General features: G+C 60.6%; 23 protein-coding genes. 6 read left to right on the forward strand and 17 right to left on the reverse strand.

Annotation, left to right across the window (positions count from 1 at the left end):
- Positions 1-78 precede the first annotated feature (78 nt).
- The 4 genes from dxs to QMX91_RS15045 all read right to left on the reverse strand — a co-directional run bounded on the left by dxs (position 79) and on the right by QMX91_RS15045 (position 4,453).
- Positions 79-1,977: a 1-deoxy-D-xylulose-5-phosphate synthase gene (gene dxs / locus QMX91_RS15030; protein ID WP_247840993.1), complete on the reverse strand. Its 1,899-nt coding sequence runs from the start codon at positions 1,975-1,977 to the stop codon at positions 79-81.
- Between the two features lie 91 nt (positions 1,978-2,068).
- The gene (gene ispA / locus QMX91_RS15035; RefSeq protein WP_282412968.1) at positions 2,069-2,956 is read right to left on the reverse strand and encodes a (2E,6E)-farnesyl diphosphate synthase; all 888 of its coding nucleotides are present in this window, start codon (positions 2,954-2,956) and stop codon (positions 2,069-2,071) included.
- Positions 2,953-3,195 (reverse strand): exodeoxyribonuclease VII small subunit, encoded by a 243-nt coding sequence (locus tag QMX91_RS15040; protein ID WP_003228627.1) that lies wholly within the window; start codon positions 3,193-3,195, stop codon positions 2,953-2,955. The genes ispA and QMX91_RS15040 overlap by 4 nt, the downstream gene beginning before the upstream one ends.
- A 112-nt stretch (positions 3,196-3,307) precedes the next feature.
- Positions 3,308-4,453 (reverse strand): Fic family protein, encoded by a 1,146-nt coding sequence (locus tag QMX91_RS15045; protein ID WP_201136464.1) that lies wholly within the window; start codon positions 4,451-4,453, stop codon positions 3,308-3,310.
- Between the two features lie 282 nt (positions 4,454-4,735).
- On the opposite strand from QMX91_RS15045, the gene QMX91_RS15050 reads away from it, so the two are divergent.
- From QMX91_RS15050 to QMX91_RS15075, 6 genes are read left to right on the forward strand one after another with little or no spacing between them, the layout of a single operon-like run.
- Complete coding sequence (locus QMX91_RS15050; RefSeq protein ID WP_282412969.1) at positions 4,736-5,527, forward strand: DUF2135 domain-containing protein; 792 nt, start codon at positions 4,736-4,738, stop codon at positions 5,525-5,527.
- Between the two features lie 38 nt (positions 5,528-5,565).
- Positions 5,566-7,278 carry a DUF2138 domain-containing protein gene (locus QMX91_RS15055; protein WP_135296649.1) on the forward strand — a complete coding sequence of 571 codons (1,713 nt, stop codon included), beginning with the start codon at positions 5,566-5,568 and terminating at the stop codon, positions 7,276-7,278.
- Complete coding sequence (locus tag QMX91_RS15060) at positions 7,248-7,913, forward strand: DUF1175 domain-containing protein (RefSeq protein WP_045121987.1); 666 nt, start codon at positions 7,248-7,250, stop codon at positions 7,911-7,913. Before QMX91_RS15055 ends, QMX91_RS15060 begins: the two co-directional genes overlap by 31 nt.
- The gene (locus tag QMX91_RS15065) at positions 7,910-12,484 is read left to right on the forward strand and encodes an alpha-2-macroglobulin (protein ID WP_282412970.1); all 4,575 of its coding nucleotides are present in this window, start codon (positions 7,910-7,912) and stop codon (positions 12,482-12,484) included. Before QMX91_RS15060 ends, QMX91_RS15065 begins: the two co-directional genes overlap by 4 nt.
- Position 12,485: 1 nt before the next feature.
- The gene (locus QMX91_RS15070) at positions 12,486-14,105 is read left to right on the forward strand and encodes a DUF2300 domain-containing protein (RefSeq protein ID WP_282412971.1); all 1,620 of its coding nucleotides are present in this window, start codon (positions 12,486-12,488) and stop codon (positions 14,103-14,105) included.
- 3 nt (positions 14,106-14,108) lie between these two features.
- Positions 14,109-14,921, forward strand: a complete 813-nt coding sequence (locus tag QMX91_RS15075) for a DUF2135 domain-containing protein (protein WP_098965801.1) — start codon at positions 14,109-14,111, stop codon at positions 14,919-14,921.
- A 23-nt stretch (positions 14,922-14,944) separates the two neighbouring features.
- Here QMX91_RS15075 and QMX91_RS15080 read toward each other — a convergent pair whose 3' ends face one another.
- From QMX91_RS15080 to QMX91_RS15140, 13 genes are all read right to left on the reverse strand, one after another.
- Positions 14,945-15,379 (reverse strand): hypothetical protein, encoded by a 435-nt coding sequence (locus tag QMX91_RS15080; RefSeq protein ID WP_047296849.1) that lies wholly within the window; start codon positions 15,377-15,379, stop codon positions 14,945-14,947.
- 15 nt (positions 15,380-15,394) lie between these two features.
- A complete protein-coding gene (locus tag QMX91_RS15085) occupies positions 15,395-15,955 on the reverse strand; it encodes a hypothetical protein (protein WP_282412972.1) in 561 nt (186 codons plus the stop codon).
- A gap of 173 nt (positions 15,956-16,128) precedes the next feature.
- Positions 16,129-17,214, reverse strand: a complete 1,086-nt coding sequence (locus tag QMX91_RS15090; RefSeq protein WP_135296644.1) for a macro domain-containing protein — start codon at positions 17,212-17,214, stop codon at positions 16,129-16,131.
- The gene (locus tag QMX91_RS15095) at positions 17,211-17,855 is read right to left on the reverse strand and encodes a DUF4433 domain-containing protein (RefSeq protein WP_096796317.1); all 645 of its coding nucleotides are present in this window, start codon (positions 17,853-17,855) and stop codon (positions 17,211-17,213) included. Before QMX91_RS15095 ends, QMX91_RS15090 begins: the two co-directional genes overlap by 4 nt.
- On the reverse strand, positions 17,852-18,433 hold the full coding sequence (locus QMX91_RS15100) for a DarT ssDNA thymidine ADP-ribosyltransferase family protein (protein WP_098965796.1): 582 nt from the start codon (positions 18,431-18,433) through the stop codon (positions 17,852-17,854). Before QMX91_RS15100 ends, QMX91_RS15095 begins: the two co-directional genes overlap by 4 nt.
- Before the next feature lie 185 nt (positions 18,434-18,618).
- A complete protein-coding gene (locus QMX91_RS15105) occupies positions 18,619-19,539 on the reverse strand; it encodes a restriction endonuclease (protein WP_098965795.1) in 921 nt (306 codons plus the stop codon).
- Positions 19,540-20,047: 508 nt separating this feature from the next.
- Positions 20,048-20,794 carry a helix-turn-helix transcriptional regulator gene (locus tag QMX91_RS15110; protein ID WP_027612915.1) on the reverse strand — a complete coding sequence of 249 codons (747 nt, stop codon included), beginning with the start codon at positions 20,792-20,794 and terminating at the stop codon, positions 20,048-20,050.
- 223 nt (positions 20,795-21,017) lie between these two features.
- Positions 21,018-21,545 (reverse strand): inorganic diphosphatase, encoded by a 528-nt coding sequence (gene ppa, locus QMX91_RS15115; protein WP_008052339.1) that lies wholly within the window; start codon positions 21,543-21,545, stop codon positions 21,018-21,020.
- A gap of 112 nt (positions 21,546-21,657) precedes the next feature.
- Positions 21,658-22,470, reverse strand: coding sequence for a zinc-dependent peptidase (locus tag QMX91_RS15120; RefSeq protein ID WP_027612913.1), 813 nt, complete (start codon positions 22,468-22,470; stop codon positions 21,658-21,660).
- 4 nt (positions 22,471-22,474) lie between these two features.
- Positions 22,475-23,125, reverse strand: a complete 651-nt coding sequence (locus QMX91_RS15125; protein WP_003228594.1) for a DedA family protein — start codon at positions 23,123-23,125, stop codon at positions 22,475-22,477.
- Positions 23,126-23,471: 346 nt separating this feature from the next.
- The gene (locus tag QMX91_RS15130) at positions 23,472-23,933 is read right to left on the reverse strand and encodes a GNAT family N-acetyltransferase (RefSeq protein ID WP_003228592.1); all 462 of its coding nucleotides are present in this window, start codon (positions 23,931-23,933) and stop codon (positions 23,472-23,474) included.
- Between the two features lie 114 nt (positions 23,934-24,047).
- Entirely contained in the window at positions 24,048-24,872 is an 825-nt protein-coding gene (eutC, locus tag QMX91_RS15135) for an ethanolamine ammonia-lyase subunit EutC (RefSeq protein ID WP_223007249.1), read from the reverse strand.
- A gap of 5 nt (positions 24,873-24,877) precedes the next feature.
- Positions 24,878-26,272: an ethanolamine ammonia-lyase subunit EutB gene (locus tag QMX91_RS15140; protein WP_096796313.1), complete on the reverse strand. Its 1,395-nt coding sequence runs from the start codon at positions 26,270-26,272 to the stop codon at positions 24,878-24,880.
- Between the last annotated feature and the right edge of the window lie 113 nt (positions 26,273-26,385).

Below are 26,385 nucleotides of genomic sequence, written 5' to 3' on the forward strand. Positions count from 1 at the left end.
GGCGCCGGTTCAGTCAACTCATCATCGACTGAACCGGCGCCTTCGCGAGCAAGCCCGCTCCCACATGGGTATTGCGTGTTACTTGTTGAGCAGTTCCAGACGCTCACGAATCGAAGCTTCGATTCCCGCTTCGTCCAGCCCGCACTCGGCCAGCATCTGCGCCGGTTTCGCGTGTTCGACGTAAATGTCCGGCAAGCCCAGATGCAGCATCGACTTGAGGATATTCTCGCGCGCCAGGAACTCGCTGACCGCGCCACCGGCACCGCCCATGACCGCGTTCTCTTCGATCGTCACCAGCAATTCGTGGTTGCCGGCGATTTCGCGCACCAGTGCCTCATCCAGCGGCTTGACGAAGCGCATGTCGACCACGGTCGCATCCAGCTTCTCGGCGACTTTCAGCGCTTCGGTCAGTTGCACGCCGAACACCAGCAAAGCGACTTTGCTGCCCTGGCGGCGGACGATGCCCTTGCCGATTTCGATCGGCTCGAGATCCTTGTCGATGGTCGCGTTCGGGCCGGTGCCACGCGGGTAGCGCACCGCCGCCGGGCCGTTGTACAGGTGGCCGGTGGTGAGCATTTTGCGCAATTCGTTTTCATCGCTTGGGGTCATGATGACCATGCCCGGAATGCAGCGCAGGTAAGACAGATCGAAGCTGCCGGCGTGAGTTGGGCCGTCTTCACCCACCAGACCGGCGCGGTCGATGGCGAACAGCACGTCGAGGTTCTGCACCGCGACGTCATGCACCAACTGGTCGTAGCCGCGTTGCAGGAACGTCGAGTAGATCGCCACCACCGGTTTTGCGCCTTCGCAGGCCATGCCGGCGGCGAACGTCACCGCGTGCTGTTCGGCAATCGCCACGTCGAAGTAGCGCAGCGGGAAACGTTCGCTGAACGCCACCAGATCCGAGCCTTCCTTCATCGCCGGGGTGATCCCGACCAGACGCGGGTCAGCCGCGGCCATGTCGCACAGCCATTCGCCGAACACCGCCGAATACTTCGGCCCGCCGGCCTTTTTCGGCGCAGCGGCCGGGGCGTCGAGCGGTTCGAGCTTGGTGATCGCGTGGTAACCGATCGGGTCGACTTCCGCCGGGGCGAAGCCTTTGCCTTTCTTGGTGACGATGTGCAGGAACTGCGGGCCTTTCAGATCGCGCATGTTGCGCAGGGTGGCGATCAGGGTCGGCAGGTCGTGGCCATCGATCGGGCCGATGTAGTTCCAGCCCAGCTCTTCGAACAGGGTGCCGGGAACCAGCATGCCTTTGGCGTATTCTTCGGTGCGACGGGCGATTTCCCAAGCGCCGGGCAGGCGCGACAGGACTTTCTTGCTGCCCTCGCGCATGCTCGCGTAGGTGCGGCTGGAAAGAATCTTCGCCAGATAATTGGACAGGCCACCGACGTTGCGCGAGATCGACATGTCGTTGTCGTTGAGGATCACCAGCATGTTGGCGTTGACTTCCGGCGCGTGGTTCAGCGCCTCGAAGGCCATGCCGGCAGTCAGCGCGCCGTCACCGATCACCGCAATCGCCTTGCGATCGCTGTTTTGCAGGCGGGCGGCAATTGCCATGCCCAGCGCTGCGCTGATCGAGGTGCTGGAGTGGCCGACGCCAAAGGTGTCGTACTCGCTCTCGGCGCGACGCGGGAAGGCGGCGATGCCGTCCTTCTGACGCAGGGTTTCCATGCGCTGGCGGCGACCAGTGAGGATCTTGTGCGGATACGCCTGATGACCGACGTCCCACACCAACCGGTCATCCGGGGTGTCGAAGACGTAATGCAACGCGATGGTCAGCTCGATGACGCCCAGGCCGGCCCCGAAATGCCCACCGGTCTGACCGACCGTGTAGAGCAATTCCAGGCGCAACTCATCGGCCAGGGTTTCCAGCTCGGCTTCGCCTAACCGGCGCAGGCCGTCCGGCGTGTTCGCGCGGTCGAGCAGGGGCGTGGTCGGGCGCTTGCGGGGAATCTCATGAAACGTCGTGGGCATCAGGCGAATCGTTATAGGTATAAAAGATGCGGCAGTTTACCTGATGCATCGCCCCCTGCCCACGCGTTGGTCTTTTTTGGCAGGTTGGCGTTCAGTTGCGCCGCTCGACGATATACCGGGCCAGGTCGCGCAAAGGCTCGGCTGCCGCGTCAAACGGTCGCAGCGCGTGCAGGGCCTGATCGCGCAGTTCCAGAGCGTAGGCTTTGGCCGCGTCCAGCCCCAGCAAGGCCGGGTAGGTCGGTTTGTCGCGGGCGATGTCGGCGCCCTGGCGTTTACCGAGGGTTTCGGTATCGCTTTCGACGTCGAGAATGTCGTCCTGCACCTGGAAGGCTAGACCAATGGCCTGTGCATAAGTCTGCAGGGCTTTGAGCTCATCCTGCTCGGCTCGGCCGCTGGCCAGGGCGCCGAGTTTGACGCTGACTTCGATCAGCGCGCCGGTCTTGTGCCGGTGCATCTGCTCCAGTGCTTGCTGATCCAGCTTCAAACCGACCGAACCGAGGTCGATGGCCTGACCGCCGACCATGCCCGCCGGGCCTGCCGCGTGCGCCAGCGCCGTGACCTGTTGCAGACGGATGTCGGCGTCGAGGCTGCTCAGGCGCGGGTCGAGCAGGGCGCTGAAGGCCAGGCTCTGCAAGCCGTCACCGGCGAGAATCGCACAGGCTTCGTCGAATTTCTTGTGGGTGGTGGGCTGGCCGCGACGCAGATCGTCGTCGTCCATCGCCGGCAAATCGTCGTGCACCAGCGAATAGGCGTGGATCAGCTCCACCGCGCAGGCCGCGCCGTTGGCTTGCTCAGCCTTGCCACCGAGCGCTTCGCACGCGGCGTAGGCCAGCAGCGGGCGCACGCGTTTGCCGCCGATCATCACGCTGTAGTGCATTGCCTCATACAGGCGCGACAGTTCCGGCAGTGGAGCCTTGAAGAGGATTTCCAGTGCCGCATTGACCCGCGCCTGACTGGTCGCCGAATACGCCGCAATCATTCTGGCTGTTCCGCGTCGAAGGGTTCCTCGGCGAGTTCGCCATCGCGCTCCAGCAGCACTTGCACCTTCTGCTCGGCCTGGGCCAGCGCTGCCTGGCAGTCACGGGTCAGGCCGATGCCCTGCTCGAAAGCGGTCAGCGAGTCTTCCAGCGACAATTCACCGTTCTCCAGACGCTCGACCAGTGTTTGCAGGTCGGCGAGGGACTGTTCGAAATCCAGTGCAGCTTTTTTGCGGGCCATGGCGGCGATTTCCGGTTGACGTTAAACCGGCGCGACACTAGCAGATAGGGGGTTTATGGGCAAATGAGCGGGGCGCGGCCGACCCTTATCCCCTCACTACAGATGCCAGTGGTCAGTTTGAGGAATCGCCCGGGTAATTGATTTTGTAGCGGGTACTCCGTCCCCCCCCCGGCATTCTTTGCAGGCAGCCCTTTTCCAGCAGTTCCGCCAGATGGCGGGTTGCCGTGGCTTTCGAGACCTTGGCCACCGCCTGATACTGTGCCGCGCTGATGCCGTGCTCGAAACCTCGTTCTCCACCGTCGAGCAGGCGATTGAGCACTTTACTCTGTTCCACCGACAGTTCGGATTCACGGTGTGCCTGCCAGAAGCGTGTTTTGCCCAGCACGCTTTCGATCCGTGCGATGGCTTGCTGCAGACTGCGTAAAAGCGTCTGCAGAAACCAGGTGAGCCATTGGGTGACGTCCAGCGTGGCCTTTTGGCTGGCCTCGAGCACTCGGTAGTAGCCGTTGCGGTCATCCAGAATGCTGGCCGACATCGCGTAAAAGCGGATCGCCTGGGCTTCACCTTGCGCCAGCGCCAGATCGGTAAGGGTGCGAGTAAGGCGACCATTGCCGTCATCAAACGGATGCAGCGTGACAAACCAGAAATGCGCGATGCCGGCACGTAGCAAAGGATCAAGCGCTGTTTGATGCTGGCTGGCCTCGAACCAGGCGAGAAATTTATCCACCTGTCGCTCGAGACCTTGGCGCGGAGGGGCCTCGAAATGCACAGTGGGCCGGTCGAGACGACCGGAAACTACCTGCATCGGCTCCTCGCCGCGAAGCGCACCGACATGCATTGATCGTGCGCTGAAGTCGCTTTCCTGATCCGGAAACAACCATCGATGCCATTCCAGCAGTCGATCCAGCGTCAGTGGTTCAGCGAAGCGTCGGGTGGCGTCGAGCATCAGTTGTGCCAAGCCTTCGCTGCGTTGGCTGACTTTATCGCCGTCAGACAATTCCAGCCCCAGGCGTCGAGCCAATGACGAACGCACCGAGCCGACATTCAACTGCTCACCCTCAATGGCCGAAGAGGTCACGATGTTTTGCAGCAGTGCGTCGAGTTCGGTCTGAGCGCTCAGGGAGTTGCCCACGGATCCGGCCATGCCCATCAACTGACCTTGTGCCTGAACGCATTCACGCAGCAGCGGCGCCAGACGTTCTGCCTGCCAGTTGAAGTCGGGCCAATCCGGCTGCTGCCAGATCCATTGAGTGGTCATCGGTTACTGCCTGTAATAGGGGCGTGAGCCGAATAGAAATGCTATTCGGCTCATTTAGTGAGCCGAATATGACGGCTATTCGGCTCACAGTCCACCCGTACGGCGTGATTCCCACAGCAAATCCAGATGTATCCGATTGTTAAAAAACTGCCGAATCGCTAATCTTCGCGCCTTCTACGACCCGCTGGTCACGGGGTCTTTCAGACGAAACGCAGTTTCCACCGCTGTGAAGTACCGAGGATCGGGTGCAAGGTTTCGTTCAGGCATGGCAGGAGGCACTACATGCGTTCATTTCTTTTGTTGCTGATCGGTTTGGCCTGCGCGCCTGCGCTGTGGGCGGCGCCGACTGCCGAGCTGTCTGAGCCATCCGGTGGCTGGCGTTACAACGGTCTGCTCGACCGCAGTGAAAACCCGCAAGTCGCCTATCCCACGCCGCCGATCGATCGCGGCATTCAGCGCAATCGCACGATGATTCAGGGCCAGCTCAAGGCCATCGGCAATCAGCGCGGGCCGCACACGCTGGCGGTCAACGGCAATCCATTGAATCTGTACACCGACGATGACGGGCGATTCGCCCGGCCGTATGCGTTCGGCGCGGGTTCCAACAGTGTCGAAGTGCGCAGTGCCGAGGGCCAGTCGCTCAAGCGCGTGCAGTTCTATGAAGCGAACAACCTGCGCACCCCGGCGAAGATCCGTGTGGTGCTCGGCTGGGACGATCCCAAGGCCGAGCTCGACCTGCACATCATCACCCCGGACGGCCAGCACGCGTTTTTCGCCCATACGGCGTTGACCAACGGTGGCGGTCTGGACCCGGATGGTGTCGATGGCCCCGGCCCGGAAATGTTCACCATGACCGCGCCGCTGCATGGCACCTATCTGGTTTACGTCAACTATTGGGGCAACTTCGGCGACGGCGGCTATAACTTCGAGGAGGCCAGCAATCAGAACGAGGTCATCACCTCGCAAATCACGCTGGTGCTCAACGAAAACACGGTCGACGAAAAACGTGAAACGTTCATCGTGCCCCTGCGGGCGATCGGTGATCTGCTGCTGGTCAAGACTTTCAACTATTAAGCATCCCGCACCACGGATGAACTTCGGGTTTTGTGAACATGAGTGATAACGCTGCTTCTCCGGCCGTCCCGACACCTGCCGGCCAACCTTCCCGGCGCTGGCCAGCGCTGCTGATCGGCCTGGTTCTGGTGGCCGGAGTGGCCGGTGGTCTCGGCTGGCTCCTGCACAAGCCCAAGGTGCCGGCGGCGGCACTGGCCAGCGACAAGCTCGGCCTGAGTCGTCCGGATGCGCTGCTGGAAACCCGCTCCTTGAGCCAGTTGCCCAAGGACCTGCTGACGGTGCCGTTCCTCAAGGCCACGCTCACCGAGGATTTCGTCTTCTATTACGAAACCCACGCCGATCGCCTGGGGCTAATCGGCAGCCTGCGCCGGATCATCTACGAACACGACCTGAAGCTGCAGGACAGCCTGATCGAGCAGCTTTTCGATCAACCGGCCGACGTCGCGTTGTGGCGCGGTGCGGATGGCCGGCTCAAGGATTTCCTGCTGGTGATGGATCGCGGCGGATTGGCGAAACTGCTCGAACCGTTGGCGAAAGTGGCGTTGGACGATTCGCAACTCAGCGTCTTCGGCAGCCTCAAGGTCGGCGGTGACGAAGTACCGCTGTACCAGCTCAGCTACAACGCCAGCAAATCGCTGCTGTTCGCGTCGCGCGGCGACAAACTGGTGGTGCTGTCCAACCCGAACAAATATTACGACCCGGCCAGTGGCGAATCGGAAGAGTCCGGGCATGTCTCGCCGCAAGCGCTGGCAGCGCTGCTCAACGGCGACAAACTGTTCCCCGAGGCTTTCGGTCTGCCGGCCAAGGCGCCGGAGATCAAACAGCGTCTGTCGGTCAATTCCAGCGTCCTTGCGATGGGCTATCAGCGCTTCATCCCGAACTTCGCCGGGCTGCGTTTCGACATGGACGACAAGGGCTGGCACAGCTACCTGGCCATGGATGAACTGGATAACCAGCCGGACTTCGATTTCAAACCGGTGTGGCAAGCCATGCCGCTGGGCGCCAGTGCCTGTGTGACTCTGCCGGTGGCGGCCGAGCCGCAGAAACCGCTGCTGGTGAAACTCGGCGCCGACGAAGCGGTGGCGCAGAAACTCACCGAACACGTGGCTGGCGCGGCGGGCCTGTGCTGGTACGCCGATTCGCGGTTGTACACGCCGTTGCTGGTTGCCAGCCTGAAGGACGAGGACAGCGGCAAGCTCGATGGCGACCTGGGCACGTTGTTCGGTTCGATGGTGGGCGCCTACGAGACGAATGTCGATGAACACGCATTCCCGGTGGTCGAGAAACAGGAAGGCCAGAGCCATGTCTGGCAGCGTCAGGTCAGCTCCAATTTCGGCCCGTACGCCGCCAAGACTGCCGAGAACCCGGACGCCATCAGCGGTAAAGCGTTCATGAAAGTCAGCCTCGCCCGTCACGGTTCGACGTTGCTGTTTTCCCTCGACGACAAACTGGTGGACAAGGCCCTCGGTACCCTCGACAAACGCTTCCCGCCGATGGCTGACGTGCTGCCGAAGGATGTGCTGATGCCGATCTACTTCGGCCCGGATTCGATGGCGCAACTGATGCAGCAGGAAACCCTCGACAGCCTGCCGCAGGACATGGAGCCGGTGTTCTACAACGCCGCGCAAACCTACCTGATTCCGAAACTGCGCACCCTCGGCGGCTACGGCAAATACGCCCTGACCCTGCCGGAAGGCAGCGAGCCTGACGGCCACTGGCAATGGCTGCCGCTGGAGTGGAAAGCGCTGTGACGACACTGATCCGCAGCCTCGGCCTGCTCGCGCTACTGCTCAGCGCGGGCGCCCGAGCCGTCGAAACGCCGGCGCTGGATCCGGCGCAGTCCCAGGTGTTCCGCGCCTGGTTCGTGCGCATCGCTCAGGAACAACTGAGCCAGGGCCCGAGCCCGCGCTGGTATCAGCAGGACTGCGCAGGCCTTGTGCGTTTCGCCGCCAACGAAGCGCTGAAAGTCCACGACGACAAGTGGCTGCGCAGCAATGGCCTGTCCAATCGCTACCTGCCGCCGGAGCTGACGCTCAGCGACGAGCAGCGCAAGCTCGCCCAGCAATGGCAGCAGGGCGGCGGCAAGGTCGGGCCGTACGTCAACGCGATCAAACTGATTCAGTTCAACAGCCATCTGGTCAGCCGCGACGTGTCCCAGGCGCGCCCCGGCGACCTGATGTTTTTCGATCAGGGCGACGACCAGCACCTGATGATCTGGATGGGCCGCTACATCGCCTATCACACCGGCACGACCACCCCCACTGACAACGGCATGCGTTCGGCAAGCCTGCAGCAACTCATGACATGGAAGGACACCCGATGGATACCCGACGCAGCCAACCCCAACTTCATCGGCGTCTATCGACTGAACTTTCTCTCCCAATGACCGGTGCCCGCATGCTGCGACTCTGCGCTCGAATTCCTCTGCTGCTGGCGCTATTGCTGCCATTGGCGACCGTCAATGCTGAAGATTCGGTGGAGCCGAGCGGCTACACGCCGGTCACCGGTGAAAGCTTCTTCCTGCTGGCCGACAGCAGTTTCGCCGCCGACGAACAGGCGATGGTGCGTCTCGAAGCACCGGGCCGCGACTACCGCCGTTTCCGCATGGAGCCGTACGGCGGCGCCGACATTCGCGTGTACCGCATCGACAAGCCGCTGGATTTTCTCAAGCGCCAGAAGAACCTGCACCGCGTGGTCAGCGACGGCCAGTTCAAGGGCGAAGGCCTGTCCAACACCCTCGCGTACCTGTGGGACAACTGGTACCGCAAATCGCGGCGGGTGATGCAGCGCGCGTTCTCCTACGAGTCGCGCAAGCAGGTCACCGAGGAAGTGCCGGAACTGAAGATGGGCAACGCCATCGCCGCGCCGACGCCGTACGACGCGCAGCCGCAATTCGCGCTGATTCCGGGTCTGCCGGTGGTCAGCCAGTTCCGTTATCCGCTGTGGCAAGCCAAGCCGATCCAGCCGCCGGCCGGGGTCAATCTGGCCGGGTCTTCCAGCGAGTTCGTCAGCGTTGCGCCGGGTAACGTGTACATCCCGTTGGGCAACCTGAAGCCGGGCCTGTACCTGGTCGAAGCGCTGATCGGCAAGTACCGCGCGACCACCATGGTCTTCGTTTCCAACACCGTGGCGGTGAGCAAAATTGCCGGCGATGAATTGCTGGTCTGGGCCGCACGCAAACACGAAGGCAGTTCGGTGCCGAAGGTCAATGTGCTGTGGACTGACGGCCTCGGCGTGATGAGCAGCGGTGCCACTGATGCCGATGGTTTGCTGCGGCTGAAACACGTCAGCCCCGAGCGTTCGTTCGTGATTGGCGAGGACGAAGAGGGCGGGGTGTTCGTCTCGGAAAACTTCTATTACGACAGCGAAATCTACGACACCAAACTCTATGCGTTCACCGACCGACCGCTGTATCGCCCGGGGGATTGGGTGTCGCTGAAAATCGTCGGTCGCGAGTTCAAGAATGCGCGGGATTCGGTGCTGCCGGGCGCTGCTGACGTCAACGTCAGTGTGCTTGATGCCACCGGCACCGAGCTGCAACGCCTCGACCTGAAACTCGATTCCAAGGCCGGTACCCAGGGCCGCTTCCAGTTGCCGGATAACGCTGTGGCCGGTGGTTACGAGATCCGCTTCAACTACAAGGATCAGGCCTACAGCAGCGCTTTCCGTGTGGCCGAGTACATCAAGCCGCACTTCGAAATTTCGCTGAATCTGGCCAAGCAGGATTACCGCACCGGCGAGCCGGTGAAGGGCAGTCTGGTGCTGCTGTACCCGGACGGCAAACCGGTGGCCAACGCCAAACTGAGCCTGAGCCTGCGTGCCCAGCAACTGTCGATGGTCGACAATGAGCTGCAATACCTCGGGCAATTCCCGGTGGAGTTGACCAGCACCGAACTGACCACTGACAGCAAGGGCAACGCGACCCTCGACCTGCCGGCCGCCGACAAACCGAGCCGTTACATGCTCACCGTGTTTGCCAGCGATGGCGCGGCGTATCGGGTCAAGACCACCAAGGAAATCCTCATCGACCGTGGCGCCGCGAGCTTCCGCCTGAGTGCGCCGCAACGTTTCAGCGCAGTCAACGACAAAGTCGCGTTCAGCTACGCCAACGAGGGCGGCAGCGAGCAGAGCAAAGCCGTGACCCCAAGCAGCTACAGCTGGGTGCGTCTGGAAGACCAGAGCACTGGCGAAGGCAAACTCGCGGCGACTGACAAAGGCTTTAGTCTGGCCTTTGAACGTCCGGGTACTTACAACCTGACGCTGAAAGATCAACACGGTCGCGTCCTCGGCGCCACCGGCCATTCGGTCACCGGCGACGGTGTCAAAGCGGTGCCGGGCACTGTGGAAATCGTCCTCGACAAGCCCGAGTACAAGGCCGGCGATGAAGCGCTGGCACTGATCACCTTCCCGGAGCCGGTCAGCGATGCACTGCTGTCGCTGGAGCGCGACAAGGTCGAAGCCACCGCGCTGCTGGCCAAGGGCGGCGACTGGCTGAAACTGGAAAAACTCAGCGACACCCAATACCGCGCGCGCATTCCGGTGAAGGACAACTTCGCGCCGAACCTGACCTTCTCGGTGCTCTACACCAAGGGCGGGCAGTACAGCTTCCAGAACGCCGGGATCAAAGTGATTGCCCCGCAAATCGACGTGGCGATCAGCACCGACAAACAGGTGTATCTGCCGGGCGACACGGTGACCGTCGACCTGACTACGCAGTTCGCCGGTAAAGCAGTTCCGGCGCATCTGACGGTGAGTGTTGTCGATGAAATGGTCTACGCGCTGCAACCGGAAGTCGCGCCGACCATCGACCAGTTCTTCTACCACCCGCGTCGCAATAATGTGCGCACCAGCGCCAGCCTGTCGTTCATCAGTTACGACGTGGCGTTGCCGGGCAGCCCCGGCGCGCCGGGCAAGGCCAACCGCAGCGAACGTGGGGTGAAAGTGCTGGAGCGCCCACGTCGTGAAGACGTCGACACCGCCGCGTGGCAGCCGGAATTGCTCACAGGTGCCGACGGCAAAACCCGTTTCACCTTCAAGATGCCGGACTCGCTGACTCGCTGGCGCATCACCGCGCGGGCCATTGCCGATGACGGCCAGGTCGGGCAGAAGAAGCAGTTCGTCCGTTCGGAAAAACCGCTGTACCTGAAGTGGAGCGGGCCGAGCAAATTCCGTAAGGGCGATCAGCCGCAACTCGGTGTGTTCGCCTTCAGCCAGGCCGAAAAACCGGTCAAGGCTGAGCTGGTCACCCATTACGCTGGCGCCGAACAGCGCCTGCCGGTGACCCTGATCAACGGCATCAACTACGTGCCGCTGCGAGCGTTCGCCCTGGCCTCGGGTGAGTGGACTGCCGAGCTGGTGCAGGACGGCAAAACCGCTGACGCCCTTGCCGTGCGCCTGAGCGCGACCGGTGACGGCTGGCAAGTCACGCAAACCCAGAGCTTCGACGTCGCCAGCGGCGACACCCCGTTGAGCCTGCCGGCCGACGCCACTGACATTCGTCTGCGTCTGGATGACAGTCCGCAAGCGCTGTTCCGTTCCGCCCTCGATGATTTGCTGAGCTACCCGTATGGCGGCGTCGAGCAGACCGCCAGCCGCTTGCTGCCGCTGAGCATCGCGTATCCGTCGCTGGCGTCGAGTCCGCAGATCCGCGATCGCCTGCGCCTGATCATGCAGAACAGCCGCCTGCGTCTGGTGCAAATGGCCGGGCCGTCGGCGAGCTTCACCTGGTGGGGCTTCGACGGCGAGCCGGACGCGTTCCTCACCGCTTACGCCTACTACGCCGACTGGAACGCCAGTCAGGTGCTGGAACTGACCTTGCCACCGGAGCACTGGCAGCGAGTGCTGGAGGTTTACGCCAAGCAAGCGCCGAACACGCCACTGCTGCAGCGGGCGCTGATCCTGTCGTTCGCCAAGCAGATGCATCTGCCGGTGAACACTTTGCTCAGCGGCTTGATGGACGATCTGGCGAAGGCTGGTGAAGGCAATGCCGAAACCCTGATGGACGACGGCGAAGACAGCCTGGTGATGAGCGACCCGGATTCGGCGCTCGGTCTGGCGGCGGCGCGGGTATTGACCGCGGCGCTGGCGACTCAGTCGAAAGTTGCGTTGCCCGACGCGTTCGATCGCCAGGTCGCTGCGGCACAACAGCGTCTGGCGGTCAGTTCGCAGCCGTTTGTCGAAGCGCTGAACCTGTCGCTGCAAGCGTTCGATCAGGCCCGTGCGACAGCGTTGCTGCAACGTCTGCTGCCACAGCAATCGACCCTCGAACGCGCCCTGGCGCTGAGCTGGTTGCAACGCAGCATCGCCCAGGCCTCGCCGACCATCGCGCTGATGCCGGGTGAAGGCTGGAAGAAAAACTACGGCGCAACCGGTGAGATGTTCTGGACCTGGCAGGGTGCGACGCCGGTGCCGAGCGTGTTGTCGGTGTCCGGGACTCAGGAGCGACCGCTGCGGGCGGCACTGAGCTTCAAGACCCAGCAACCGGCGGTCGATCCAATGGCCGTGACCATCACCCGGCGCCTGTCGCGGCTGGTGCCGGGCGATGAAGCGTTCACCTTCAAACTGGAGCCGGTCGGCAGCAAACCGCTGTCCAGCGACAGCCTGTACCTGGACGAAGTGATCCTCACCAGCAAGGCGCCGAAACCGCTGCGCTACGGCATGCTCGAAGTGCCGCTGCCACCGGGCGCCGACGTCGAGCGCACCACCTGGGGCATCAAGTTGCAGGGCAAGGACGGCACCGAGCCGACCGCGCTGGAAAAGGCGCGCTTCGAACCGGGGCAATTGGCCTACGCGGTGCCGGTGGATGCGCTGAGCGGCGAATTGCGCCTGCGCCATCTGGTGCGGTTCTCGCAGAAGGGTCAGTTCAACCTGCCGCCGGTGCGTTTCACTCAGGTCTACGCGCCGCAGCATCAGGCCCGGGAAGCGAAAGCCGCCCTCGGTCAGGTCACGGTCAACTGACATGAACCGGCCGCTGCTGTGGCTGCTGATGTGTGTGATGCCTGCGCTGGCGACGGCGCAGGATGAGCCGCTGCGGCTGGCGTACAAGGGCGAGTTGCTGTCGTTGAATCACACGCAACTGATCGCTCGCGAACCGTTGCCGTCGACGCTGGATACCCCGCTGGGCAGTCTGTGGAAATTGTTCGTCTACGCGTGGCTGGTGGATACCGGCGCGCGCGAGCCAGCGTATGAATGTCGCGGGCAATCGAAGGAGGAGGTTTATTGCTGCTCGGCGGGCGGCAAGATCGAGCGTGATCAGGCGTTGGTCAAATCCTGCGGCTTGTACTTTGAGCCGGCGCGATTGGGCATCGCTGCTGCCGATTGGCGCACGTATTGGCAGGTGCGGCAGGCGCCTTCGTGGTTGCTGGATTTACCAACCGTGCAACCGGCCACGCGGGTTTCCGTGACTGACTTGCTGAAGGTGTTGTCGGTGCTGCCAGCGCAGGAGCAGATGCGCCGCGTCTTGCTCGACGTCGTGCTGAATGCGGCGGACGGCAATGTCGTCGGTGAGCTGGGCGGGCGCTTGCGGGTGAAAACCTGGAGCTGGCTCGGCGATCAGGATCCGCAATCGCGGCAGGGCGGTTTCGCCGGTTGGACGGCGGACGGCTCGCCGATCTGGGCCAGTGGGCGTGGTACCAGTCAGATGGTTTTGCGCCATTACGGTCAGGCGCTGGCGACGGTGCTGCCTTCTTCGTGGCCGGCGGAAGCAGGGCGTTGTGTAGAGGTCGGTCTGTTTTCGCGTTATCCCGTTTCCCGGGTTCTGGCCGGTGATCGGGTGGTGACTTCGGGCCCATTGCAGGGCGATTACCGCGTCGAATTCGCCAGCGGTAACGCGCTGGATATCCACAGCGCCGGTGAGCTGTTTCTGCTCGACGACAAACTGGTCGCCAGACTTGATCGCGAAGAATACGTCGCCCGCGTCCTTGAGCGCGAAGCCAAACCTGAACCCGCCGAAGCTGCCAAGGCACTGGCCGTGGCGATCCGCACCTATCTGCTGCAAAACGCCACGCGCAACGGCGATTGCCTGAGCATCGACGACAGCAGCAACCGTCAGCGCGTCGCTCCGCGCCCGGCCTCCGCCGAGTCGCGCAACATTGCGGCGTGGACCGCGGATCTGGTGCTGGCCGGCAGCACCGTCACCTATCACTCCGATCAACCCGGCCCGGACAAACTCGCCTGGCAACAAGCCGTCGAACAGGCCAACGCCGGCCAGCGCTACGACGCGATTCTGCTGCACGCCTACCCGCGCGCCAGCCTCAGCCGTTGGGACAACCCGGTGGCCTCCTGCGAAGCACTGCCCGCCGCGCAAGACTGGTTGCAAAAGCAGCGTCGCGGCTGGCGTCCGACCCTGGAAAGCGAAACCGGCTACAACGAAGTCAGCACATTCGCCGTGTGCAAACTGGCGTTCGGCCGCCCGTTTGTCGATCGCGAACGCCAGCGCATTTACGTGCGCGGCGTGCTGACCCTGCAGGATCGCCTCGACCTGACTCACGAATACTTGCACCTGGCCTTTGAAGCACATCCCAATGGCCAGGATGAAACCTACATCGAAGGGCTCGCCCGTCACCTCTTGCTGGAATAGACCATGACACTCCGTTACCCACAGGTCTTGCTGTTGCTCTGCGCGTTCAATGCATGGCCGATGGCAATGGCCGCTGACAGCGTCAAACTCGACACCCCGGTCGGCGGCTGGCGCACCGGCGCGCCCGAGGGCGAAGGCGAAAACTTCCGCCAGACCGTCAACTACCCGGCCTCTTCGGTCAACACCCCGGTCGGCCAGGCCAACACCGCGCGCATCAGCGGCGAAATCAAAGCCACCCCCAAGAGCAAGGATCCCGGCCGGCTGATCGTCAACGGTGTCAGCATGCCGCTGAAAATCGACGACAGTGGCCGCTTCGACCGCCCGTTCTCCTTCCCCAACGGCAGCAACAGCGTCGAAGTGCGCAGCCCCGACGGCCAGCAACGCCACCGCACCCAATTCCTCAACGCCAGCGGCGGCGCCACCCCGGCCAAACTGCGCGTGCTGCTCTCCTGGGACAGCGACGGCACCGACCTCGATCTGCACCTGATCACCCCCGACGGCGCGCACATCTGGTACGGCGACCGCGTCGCACCCAATGGCGCCGCGCTCGACGTCGACGTCACCACCGGCTACGGCCCGGAAATCTTCGCCATGCCGGCGCCGATCAAGGGCCAGTATCTGGTGTATGTGAACTACTTCGGCGGGGGGTATCGGGGGGATGATGAAGGTGGGGAGGAGGCGGTGCAGCCGCTGACCACGGCGCAGGTGACGGTGATTACCGAGGAAGGCACGCCAAGCGAGAAAATGGAGACGTTTGTGGTGCCGATGCGGGCGGTGGGGGAGTTGACGTTGGTGAAATCGTTCAGCTATCCCTGAGCAGCAGCCTGCTCAGGGTTGCACTAGAAACCAGGCGGAATATAACCAGGCACGAACGGCACGTTGATGCACTTGCCGTGGATGATCTTTCCGTCCTCGATCCTGAACAGCACGATCTTTTTCGCCTTGTTGACGGTGGCTTCGAGTTTGCAATCGGAACTGTGGCCGACCGTCTGGTAATACTCGGTGTAAACCATGCCGTTACCGGTGTGATTCATTGAAGTACCGGCCGCTTCCGTGGTGGTCCAACTGGACGATTTGTACCAGGTGAGCACAGCCAGATTCTCGCCGTTGGCCCCGGTCTGTTTTTTCATCGAGTCGGGTTTGCCAAACAGATCGAGCGCTTCCTGAACATCGCGTCCTTCCCAGCGCGACTGGGCAATCAAGTGGCAACCATTGATCAGCAAAACAGCGGGCGTTATCAGCAGCGCCAATAACGTTTTAGTCCATGGGTTCATCGTGATTCCCGCCGCTTACTTGTTGCCCAGGATCGAGTCGAGGTTGTCCATCATCTGGCCTTTCTCCTGAATCGGCGCCAGTTTGAAGAACATCTGCTGCATACCCTGAATCATCTGCAAGTACTCCATCTTGCCCAGCGCGATCATGTCCTTTTTGGCAGGTGAGCAAACGAACTCGCTGGTGCGCTGCACCCAGAACTCTTTCGGCTGCTGCCATTGGTCATTAACTTTCAGGTTGCGCATCATGTAGGCGATGCGATCAACCGACTGGCCATTGAGCATTCGGACCTTGTTCGTCGAACACTGAACCTCGAGGTTGTAGGCATCGATCATCGGCTTGCCCGGTTCCTCATACACCAGCGTCACGGCGACCAACTTGGCCCCCTTGGTCTGCTTCGACGGCACGACTGAAGTGCTGTCGGCGACATACATGATGTTCTTGTGGGGAACACCGTTGCCGTAAATGATCCACCAGTCACCGACGAGCTTCTGCTCCTCTGCCAAGGCTGAAGAGGTAGCGGTCAGGAGTGCGGTCAGTAGAACAGCGGATTGATTGAGTTTGAAAAAAGACGACATGGTGTTGCTCCATTCCTTGGCGCTTTTGTAATGCACAAAAACAGAATGGAAATTTAGTGGTGAGGTTGGGCGCGGGGCAATTAGGGCGGATGTGCTAATGGCTTATTGCAATGTCCGTTTCAGTCTGGGGACGGTAAGGGGGCAAGTACTTCTTGCCCCCTTTCATAACGATATCAGGCCGCTAGTTCCGGGCTGAAACTGCTGGATGTCAGACGAGTGATCGCGATTCCCAGTGCCTGATCATCGAATAACTTGTTTTTACGCACCGCAGCTCCTGACCCACCGTCCCAGTTCTTCAGTGCTTTACGTACCGCAGGAACGGTTGGAGCAATCCTTTCCCGAATCAGCAACCAATCAACGGTGGCCAGCAACTCCATGCCGAAAGGTGACTCAAAACCGTCGATCAATTCAGCCGTTCGCTCTAAAGCCTGGGAGTATTCCTTGGCTTCAGTCTTGAGGTAGGTTTGCAAAAAGGCTTTGCGATCTTGATCAAACCAAATGACATCGGTGATTCCTGCATCACTGATGCGCTTGTCGCAATGTAGATAGCTGCCATCCAGATTGTTGAGCAGATGCTCCAATCGATTGGCATACGGACCGAATTTATGAGCGACAAATTTGAGGTTTAGCGGATTCTCGGTACCTGGAATTTTCTCGATGGCACGCTCAAGAAACCAAGCCAGTTTCTGAATTTCGAGCAGGCTGCATTCCATGCCCAGAACCCAATAACGCCGGACCAACTCAGCAATCAGTGCGCGTGCCGGAGTGAGTTGCTCAACGCCATCGCGCTTAGCGACATTCAGATACTGATTAGAGGGTTCGAACACTAATACATCGACATCCAGGTCACCCAGCACTTCTATAATCTGCTCGCGTACTTCAGGCCACTTCAAACCGCCGTTACCAGCACCGAGAGGTGGGACGGCGACAGATTTCACGTCGTTCTCAAGCAGAAACCGACGCAGATCATGCAAGCCTTCAGTTATCCACGCCATTTGCGACGGTGAACGCCAATGGCGTTTGGTAGGGAAGTTCACGATCCAGCGGGGGCCATCGAGTTCATTGGTGGCCGTCACGTGCATCTTGCCGGTTTCTACTTCCCCGGCCTTACATGCCGCTGCATACACGCGGTAATTTTGCGCAAAGCGCTCTTTGAACATCAGCGCGATGCCCTTACCCATCACGCCCACGGTATTCACCGTATTGACGAGCGCTTCAGTTTTGGCTTCCAGCAGGTTGCCTTGGGTGAATCTGATCATTGGAAATACCATTTGGGACGCGCATGGACCGGCAACGTCAAGCCTCTAACGGCCACGTCTGCTTCTATGCGTACTTTCATTGCATCGGTGTGGCACATGATGCCCAGTAGTCCCGTAATCGGTAAATGTTGGTGGATCAGCGCCTCAGCCTGATAACGCTCCATTTTGCGAGGGTCGTCAGGATCGCGCTTGAAGTCGCGCCGTTGAAGGATAGACCAATCGATCTGGTCGAGATTCGCCAGATCGCTGTAGTAGTTTGTCCAACTCGGGTAGGCATGAGCGTTTGTGAAGACAAACGGTAGGCCAAGCTCTTCAACGCGATAGAGGCTTGAGACCAGAATCACGATCTCGTCATTGCCGCGTTGTTGAACACTCCAGCCAGAGTGAATGTTCTGCATCATCACCGAGAAGGGTGTGAAATAGAAGGGCACGTAGTCGGCCAGTACGCCTTCGGGTGCGATAGGCACCTGACGGAAACGGCGTTTGTCGATCAAGTCGACGTTGCCGATATTCACGTACTGAGGTGCCTTTGCTTCCGAGTTTGCGCAATGCAGACCGTTGTCCAGAATCCAGGGCAGGTTATCGCGATGGACGATACGCCAAATCAGAGCTTTCTCTGGATTCAGGTTGGTATAGATCATTGATAAAACATTCTCTGGTTCACGCTGGTCTGCACATTAACATCGGCCGCCTGTAATTTAGCTACGCAAAGTGCATCAACTTCTTCGCTGGGGGTGAAGATTTTGAAGAAGGCATCAGGTTTAACAATCCCCGGTGCGAGACACTCTGCCATGCAGATGCTTTTGCAATGAGGATCCAGGTAATCGCGACTGCTCATGACATCCCACTCGATGGCTTCGAAACCCTGTTCGTAATCAAGTAGCTGTATTGAGTCGCCCGCTAACGGGTGGCGTGGAATGACTTTCCAGCCGTATTGCTTGGCTGTTGATCTGTAGACCGAGATCAACACAAATTGTGCCTCTGGCCTATTGCGCTGAACGCTTCCGTCAAATGGATTCTTCGCAAACCAGTGGAAGGGGACGTAGTTGTCGAGCTGCAGAGCCTGCCGCTTTTTCAGGATTTCAGCATCTGCGACGTCTTTGAAACCCGAGAGGCCGGCGCGAGGTTTCAAGCCATCCCTGAAAATCCCATCCAGGTTTTCAACTGAAGTGAGATGGTAGAGAAGCTTCTGATCCTTGATGCTTTTAACGTCCGACATAGTGGTCTCCTTGACCTGCACATCAACCTAAACTGAATTCAGTCCCGGCCTCGCCCCGTGCTGATGTAACCCTCGATCCGTGGGGGTTGGTAGAACAATTGTCGTGATTCTAGTGTGCCATCACTTTTCACGGCAAGCCCAATATGGGAATCGAATAACCGGGCCAAATTGACTCACCACTGAACTCATTCCTCATCAAAATAATCGCGATCCAGCGTTGGCAACCGTAACAAACGGGATGTCACGCCCACCTCATGATCCATCATCAGATGCACCAGCCGCGTGCCGTCTACCAACACAATACCGTCCACCGATTTGGCAAAGTCGACAGCGTGCGCTGTGAAGCCGGACGTAGTGATGAAAACGCCACGCTTGGCTTTTTGCCCAGCGAGCGCTCCGTAGAACGCCTGCAGTTCAGGCCGGCCAACCGTGTTCTGCCAGCGCTTGGCCTGAACGTAAACCTTTTCCAGCCCCAATTTATCGAGCGAGATAATGCCGTCGATGCCGGCATCACCGGAACCGCCGACACGTTGCAGATCATTACGACTGGCGCCGTAACCCAGGCGATGAAGCACATCCAGCACGATCACTTCGAAGCGGTTGGGGCTGACTTGCAGCAAGTTATCCAAAAGGTCGGCCGCCGTGGCATCGCGCAATTCTTTTAGCGCTCGCTCCAGTCGGTCGTCGGGGCTTTCGGTGGCGGAGGCCAAATCTGGCTCTACATTTGGTTGGTCATCCAGTGGCTCGGCATCAGGCGCGACCTTCAGCTTCACATTCATGTAACCGATTGCTAAATGCTCCACATCCTTGGCCGACAGTGGAAATGCATGCTCCTTGGCGTACTGCAGGCCTGCATCAGTCAACTTCCAATAACCGCGTTTGGCACTGCTGGAAAGGCCTGCACGCTTGAGACGATCGTGCGCCCAACCTGATCGGTTCTTGTAGGTAGCTTGGCCACTGGCGATCAGTTCTTCGCGCTGTGCTTCGGTCAGTTGCAGCATTTTCGCTGCTGCTTCGTGCGCGTCCCGAGCAATAGCGCCCTCGGGCTTTGTAGCGAGAAAACGCAGGATCGGCTCAATGAACTGATCGTAGGTTGGAACGGACATGGGCGCATCCCTGTGCTGATGGGTGTTTTTTAACTGACTGGCGGGCGAGTATAAATTAACGCTCGCTGAGGATGCCTTCGCGAGTTAGCGCTGGTGCGGTAAAAGCGTAAGTCGCCGTGTCTCGGCTCATTTATATGCCGAAAGGCCGAATAGGATATTTTTTAGCAGGCATTAAAAAGCCGGCTTGTGGCCGGCTTCTCGGGGACTGGCTTGGTTTATTTTTGGTAAACCGCGTCAGCCTTCAAAACGTACACCCGGATCTGCGTCCGGCTGTGGGACTTGGTCAGACGTTGGTCTACCGCGTCAGGCGTCATCTGGGCCGCGGGAGCGGGGCGATGCGCAAATGTGGGGCGCAGGATACTGAGTTTTGTTGGGGATTCCCAGCCTCAACTGCGGAATAGAGCCACCGCGGGGGGCAAAATTCGTAATTTGTACTGATTTTCGGGGCCTCTTCGCGAGCAGGCTCGCTCCCACAGGGGTTGGTGCAGGATCGAAGATCCGTATCAGATCAGAGAAACGGCACCACCGGCCGGCGTTTACCCAGGGTCGACCACCAGAATACCCAGCCCAGAATGTGTATGCGCTGCTCATCGATCTGCGCTGCGCGGAAGATTTCGTCCGGGTATTCGGCGCTGTTGTGGCTGCGCAGGCGCAGGGCGTTGCCGGGCATGCGGTGCAGGTATTTGATGCGCAGCATGCCGTCGTGTTCGATGGCGTAGATTTCGCCGTCGACCACCTGGGTCAGGCCGCGGTCGATGCCGACGATGGAGCCGTCTTCGATGCGCTCGGCCATGCTGTTGCCGATCATGTGCGCGCAGATGGCGTCGCTTGGGCGGATTTCCAGTTGGGCGAGATGGGCCCGGGGCAGGCGGACGGTCTGCTCGGGGTCGAGGATGACGTGGGTTTTGTCGGCGCCGGCGCTGAGAGGTGTTTCCTTGAAAAACGGCAGTTCGATGTCGTTGGGGTTGATGATGGAATAGACGCCGTTGACGGACTGCGCGTCGAAGGTGTCGCCGTTGCTGGCAGGCGTTTGCAGGCGGGGTGACTCTTTGCTGCCTTCGCCGGTTTTCAGCCACTCGCTGTTGACCGAGAGCAGGCGTGAAACTTCCTCCATGCGATACGCCGGGACGCCCCGGGTGTACCAGTTATGAATGTTTTGGGCTTCCGTGCCCCAGAACTTTGCGAATCCCGTGGTGGTGATGTTCGCTGCTTCCAGGAGTGCCTTGAATCTTGGACCGCTAGTGTTCTTTCTCATAAACACCGAGTCTACGGCCGTGCCAGAGCGGTTTGAATAAACCGGCTGTTCAAAAAAAGCCTGTATTTTGCGACTGGATGTAAGACGTGCTTGTGGGAAATCACTCACTTCGAAACTTTTCTGTAGTCCGCAATAAACACACTGTTTAAAGCGGCGTTTTTCAGGCACAAAAAACCCCGGATCAACCGGGGTTTTCTTCAAGCGTCATGCAGCCAGCCGGCGCTTAGCCCTTGTAGGCAGCAACCGACTTGGTGATCGCGTCGCGAGCGGCATCAGCGCCAGCCCAGCCTTCGATCTTGACCCACTTGCCTTTTTCGAGATCCTTGTAGTTCGCGAAGAAGTGCTCGATCTGCTGGATCAGCAGCGGTGGCAGGTCGGTGTATTCCTTCACGTCGACGTACAGCTGGGACAGCTTGTCGTGTGGGACTGCGATGACTTTGGCATCGCCGCCGCCGTCGTCGGTCATGTTCAGGATGCCGACTGGACGCGCGCGGATCACCGAGCCTGGAGCAACCGGGTAAGGGGTCACAACCAGCACGTCGAGGGGATCACCGTCGTCAGCCAGGGTGTTCGGGATGTAACCGTAGTTGGCCGGGTAGAACATTGGGGTGGCCATGAAACGGTCAACGAACAGGCAATCGCTGTCTTTGTCGATTTCGTATTTGATCGGCGCGTGGTTGGCCGGGATCTCGATCGCGACGTAGATGTCGTTCGGCAGGTCTTTGCCAGCCGGAATCTTGCTGTAGCTCATTGGGCGTTGCCCCCGTAGTTGACCAAAAACACTTGGCCGGATTGACCAAAAAGTGGCGGCGATTATAGGCATATTCCTACGTCGACGCCACGTACCAGAAGTCGTGCAGCGCTTACTCGTGCGCCTGATAGACCGGGTCTGTGGCCTGAAGTTGCCGCAGCCTGCCCAACGGATCCTGCCGGTAGAAAAGCTGCAGTTGCAAGTAGACCTGTGGATAAGCCGCGTGCAGCAGATCCGGAGCGCTGAAGAAGTATTCGCTGGTGACCGCAAAGAACTCCGCCGGGTTTTCCGCGGCGTACGGGTCGATGGCGGTTTCGGCATCGGGATTGCGGTCGAGCTGGCGGTTGAGGTCATCGTAGGCGTGTTGCATGACCTCGGCCCAGTCGCTGACGCGCATGTCGGCGTGCAGCGGCGGCAGGCCGTTGGCGTCGCCGTTGAGCATGTCGAGCTTGTGCGCCAGTTCGTGGATCACCAGGTTGTAGCCTTCCCAGCCACCACTGGCCATCACCCCCGGCCAGGCGAGGATGATCGGCCCCTGTTGCCAGGCTTCGCCGCTGTGCTCGCCGTCCCACTCGTGCTCGACGCCGCTGGCATCGCGATGCCGTTGCGGGCTGAGGAAGTCGTCGGGGTAGAGGACGATTTCGTGGAAGCCCTGATACCAGTTCAAATCGCCCAGATTGAGCAACGGCAACTGGGCCTGGGCGGCGAGCAGCAGGCGTTGTTCCTGATGCAGTTCGACACCGGGCAGGGCGGTCAGGTGTTTTTCTTCGAGAAACAGCACGCTGGCTTCACGCAACCATTGGTCTTCGGCGGCGCTGATGCCGTCGAGAAAGCTCAGGTGATGGCGCACCCGTTGCCACAGGTCGTCGGCAATCGGGTGCCTGGCCAGAATGCGCCGGCGACGCCAGGCGCTCAGTGACCACATCGGATCAGTGGGTTTCGGCTTTCGCGCCGCCGAAACGGCTGCGCACCACGCCGATGATCATCGGCACCAGCGACAGCAGGATGATGCCAACCACCAGCAACGACAGGTTCTTCTTGATGAACGGCACGTTGCCGAAGAAGTAACCCAGGGTCACCAGGCCGCCGACCCAGAGGATGGTGCCGAACACGCTGAACGCGAAGAAACGCGGGTAGGGCATTTTCCCGACGCCGGCGACGAACGGGGCAAATGTACGGATGATCGGCAGGAAGCGCGCCAGGGTCACGGTTTTGCCGCCGTGCTTGTCGTAGAAATCGTGGGTTTTTTGCAGGTAGTCGCGACGGAAGATTTTCGAGTTCGGGTTGCTGAAGAGTTTTTCGCCCGCCGTTCGGCCGATCACATAGTTGGTGCTGTCGCCGAGGATCGCCGCGAGCATCAGCAGCCCGCCCAACAGCACCGGATCCATGCCACCGCCCGCCGCCACGGCACCGGCGATGAACAACAGCGAATCACCCGGCAGGAACGGCATCACCACCAGACCGGTTTCACAGAAGATGACAGCGAACAGAATCGCGTAGATCCACGGCCCGTAGTTGGTGACCAGCAAATCGAGGTACACATCGAGATGCAGGATAAGGTCGAGCGGGTTGAAATCCATGGGGGCACCTGTGGTGACGGCCCGACTCGGCAGGCCTGTGCGGATGATTCGGGTGTAAGCCTACAGCGAGGTGTAGTTTTTCTTACAAGCCGGAAAGCTCGGGATTATACGGTCTGAGAGGTGAAAAGCGCGTTGGTTTTGTAGCGAGGGATGTCGGGGTGTGAACAAATGTCAGGCAGGCATTGATGGTGGCGGCAAGGTTGGTGTGGCGAGGGAGCTTGCTCCCGCTGGAGGGCGAAGCACTCCCAAGCCTTGATTTGCCTGACCTGTTGAGATGACTGAGGTGGGGCCGCTTCGCAGCCCGGCGGGAGCAAGCTCCCTCGCCACAACAGGCCCTTGATGAGTGCTAGAGCTCGTCGCTGATCGGCAGCACGTAGTTCTTGAACTCGGTGTCTTCCTTGAAACCAATGGATTCGTAGGTTTTCTGCGCCACTTCGTTGTTGCTGCTGGTGGAAACGCGCATGCGCACGGCCTGGGTTTCCTTGGCCATTTTCTTCGCGGTGCGGATCAGGTTGTCGGCCACCAGTTGGCGGCGGGCGTCTTCGGCGACATAGATGTCGTTGAGGATCCACACGCGCTTGAGCGACAGCGAGGAAAAGCTTGGATACAGCTGGCAGAACCCCATGAGCTTCTTGTCGTCATCATCGGCCAGGGCCAGATAAATCACCGACTCCTTGCGACGCAGGCGTTTTTCGAGAAACGCGCGGGAGGAATCCGGGTAGGGCAGGGAACCGTAGAACTCGCGATATTTGACGAACAACGGGGTCAGCAAATCCAGGTGTTCGAGGGTCGCTTGAATAATCCGCATGATAGGTCTCGTCTTCAAGTGGCTGTCTTCAACTGCTCTGACGGCGATGGGAAACCCTGCGGCCGTGCATCGATCCTGCCTGAAAGCAGCGCAGAAACGCAATGCGGAAACGGTTCAGGTTGTGGGCGGATCGAGTAGGAAGTTTCCCTTCATGTCCGCACCGGCCTCCGACTCCAGCGTCTGCACCTGTGCTTCGTCCTTCAGATTGACCCCCGACAGCTGCCGCCGGCAGGCCTCGCGCATCAGATACAGCAGGCGATGCGCCGCCATGCCGTAGCTCAAGCCCTCAAGCCGCACGTTGGAGATGCAATTGCGGTAGGCATCGGTCAGCCCGACTTTTGGATTGTAGGTGAAATATAAACCGAGGCTGTCGGGCGAGCTGAGGCCCGGACGCTCTCCGATCAGCATCACGACCATTTTTGCACCCAGCAACTGACCGATCTCGTCACCGATGGCGACGCGGCCCTGTTCCACCAGCACTACCGGGGCAAGCGACCAGCCGTCGGCGCTCATCTGCTCCTCCAGGCGGGTCAGAAACGGCAGGGTATGCCGATGCACCGCCAGTGCCGACAGGCCGTCCGCCACCACAATCGCCAGATCGACCCCGCCGGGGTTGGCCTGCGCGTAATCCCGCAGGCTCTGCGCCGAGGTGTCGCTGAGCTTGCGCCCCAGATCCGGGCGTTGCAGGTAGCTGTTGCGATCGGTCGCCGCGCTGTGCAGCAACAAACTGTCACGCCCGCGCTCGCTCAGTTGCGCGCTGAGCCCGGCATGATCGAACGGCAGATGCACCGCATCCCGCGCCTGGGCGTGGGCGAACTGGAAATCCAGCTGGGCGCTGGTTGGCAGGCTGGTGCCGGTACGGCCCAGAGCGATGCGCGCCGGGGTCAGGCGGCGCAGTTCCAGCCACGGGTTTTGCGGGTCGACAGGCGGTTTTTCCATAACACTCATCCCAGTTGCGCCAGCGCCTGGCGGAAGGCCGGCGGCAGGTTGTTGCCAAAGCGAACCTTGCCGTCCGCCTGGGTGAAAATGCCCATGTTCGCCAGCCATTGCTCGAACTCCGGCGCCGGTTTCAGGCCCAGGGTCTGGCGCGCGTAGAGCGCGTCGTGAAACGAGGTGGTCTGGTAGTTGAGCATGATGTCGTCGGAGCCGGGGATGCCCATGATGAAGTTGATTCCGGCCACACCGAGCAGGGTCAGCAGGGTGTCCATGTCGTCCTGATCGGCTTCGGCATGGTTGGTGTAGCAGATGTCGCAGCCCATCGGCACGCCGAGTAACTTGCCGCAGAAGTGGTCTTCGAGGCCGGCGCGGATGATCTGTTTGCCGTTATAGAGGTATTCCGGGCCGATGAAGCCGACCACGGTATTCACCAGAAACGGCTTGAAATGCCGCGCCACGGCGTAGGCCCGGGTTTCGCAGGTCTGCTGGTCGACACCGTGGTGGGCGTTGGCCGACAGCGCGCTGCCCTGACCGGTTTCGAAATACATCAGGTTCTGCCCGAGGGTGCCGCGCTTCAGGCTCAGCCCCGCGTCATAGCCTTCCTGCAATACATTGAGGTTGATGCCGAAACTGGCGTTGGCCGCTTCGGTGCCGGCGATCGACTGGAACACCAGGTCCAGCGGCACACCCCGGTTGATCGCCTCGATCGAGGTGGTGACGTGGGTCAGCACGCAAGCCTGGGTCGGGATGTCGTAGCGCTGGATGATCGCGTCAAGCATTTCCAGCATCGCGCAGATCGAGGCGATGCTGTCGGTGGCCGGGTTGATCCCGATCATCGCGTCGCCATTGCCGTACAGCAGACCGTCGAGAATGCTCGCGGCGATGCCGGAGGGCTCGTCGGTCGGATGGTTCGGTTGCAGCCGGGTCGACAAGCGCCCGCGCAGGCCGAGGGTGCCGCGAAATTTTGTGACCACGCGGATCTTCTGCGCCACCAGCACCAGATCCTGCACGCGCATGATTTTCGACACGGCGGCGACCATTTCCGGGGTCAGACCGGGGGCGAGGGCGCGCAGGCTGGTTTCGTCTGCCGCGTCGCTGAGCAGCCAGTCGCGGAAACCACCGACGGTGAGGTGGCTGACCACGGCGAAGGCTTGTTTGTCGTGGGTGTCGATGATCAGTCGGGTGACTTCATCGGCTTCGTAGGGAATCAGCGCTTCCTGCAGAAAATGCGTGAGCGGGATGTCGGCCAGCGCCATTTGTGCAGCCACGCGCTCGCCGTCATTGAGCGCGGCAACGCCGGCCAGAAAGTCACCGGAGCGCGCCGGGCTGGCCTTGGCCATGACGTCCTTGAGGCTGTCGAAGCGGTAGGTCTGGGCGCCGACGGAATGGGCAAATGCGGCCATGGGGCGGTGTCCTCCTGATTCTGTGGGTAACTCGGTCTCCCTGTGGGAGCGGGCTTGCTCGCGAAAGCGTCGTGTCAGACGACATCGTTGTTGGATGACACGACGCCTTCGCG

This window comes from Pseudomonas sp. PS01299, assembly GCF_029960145.1.
Classification (GTDB): domain Bacteria; phylum Pseudomonadota; class Gammaproteobacteria; order Pseudomonadales; family Pseudomonadaceae; genus Aquipseudomonas; species Aquipseudomonas putida_A.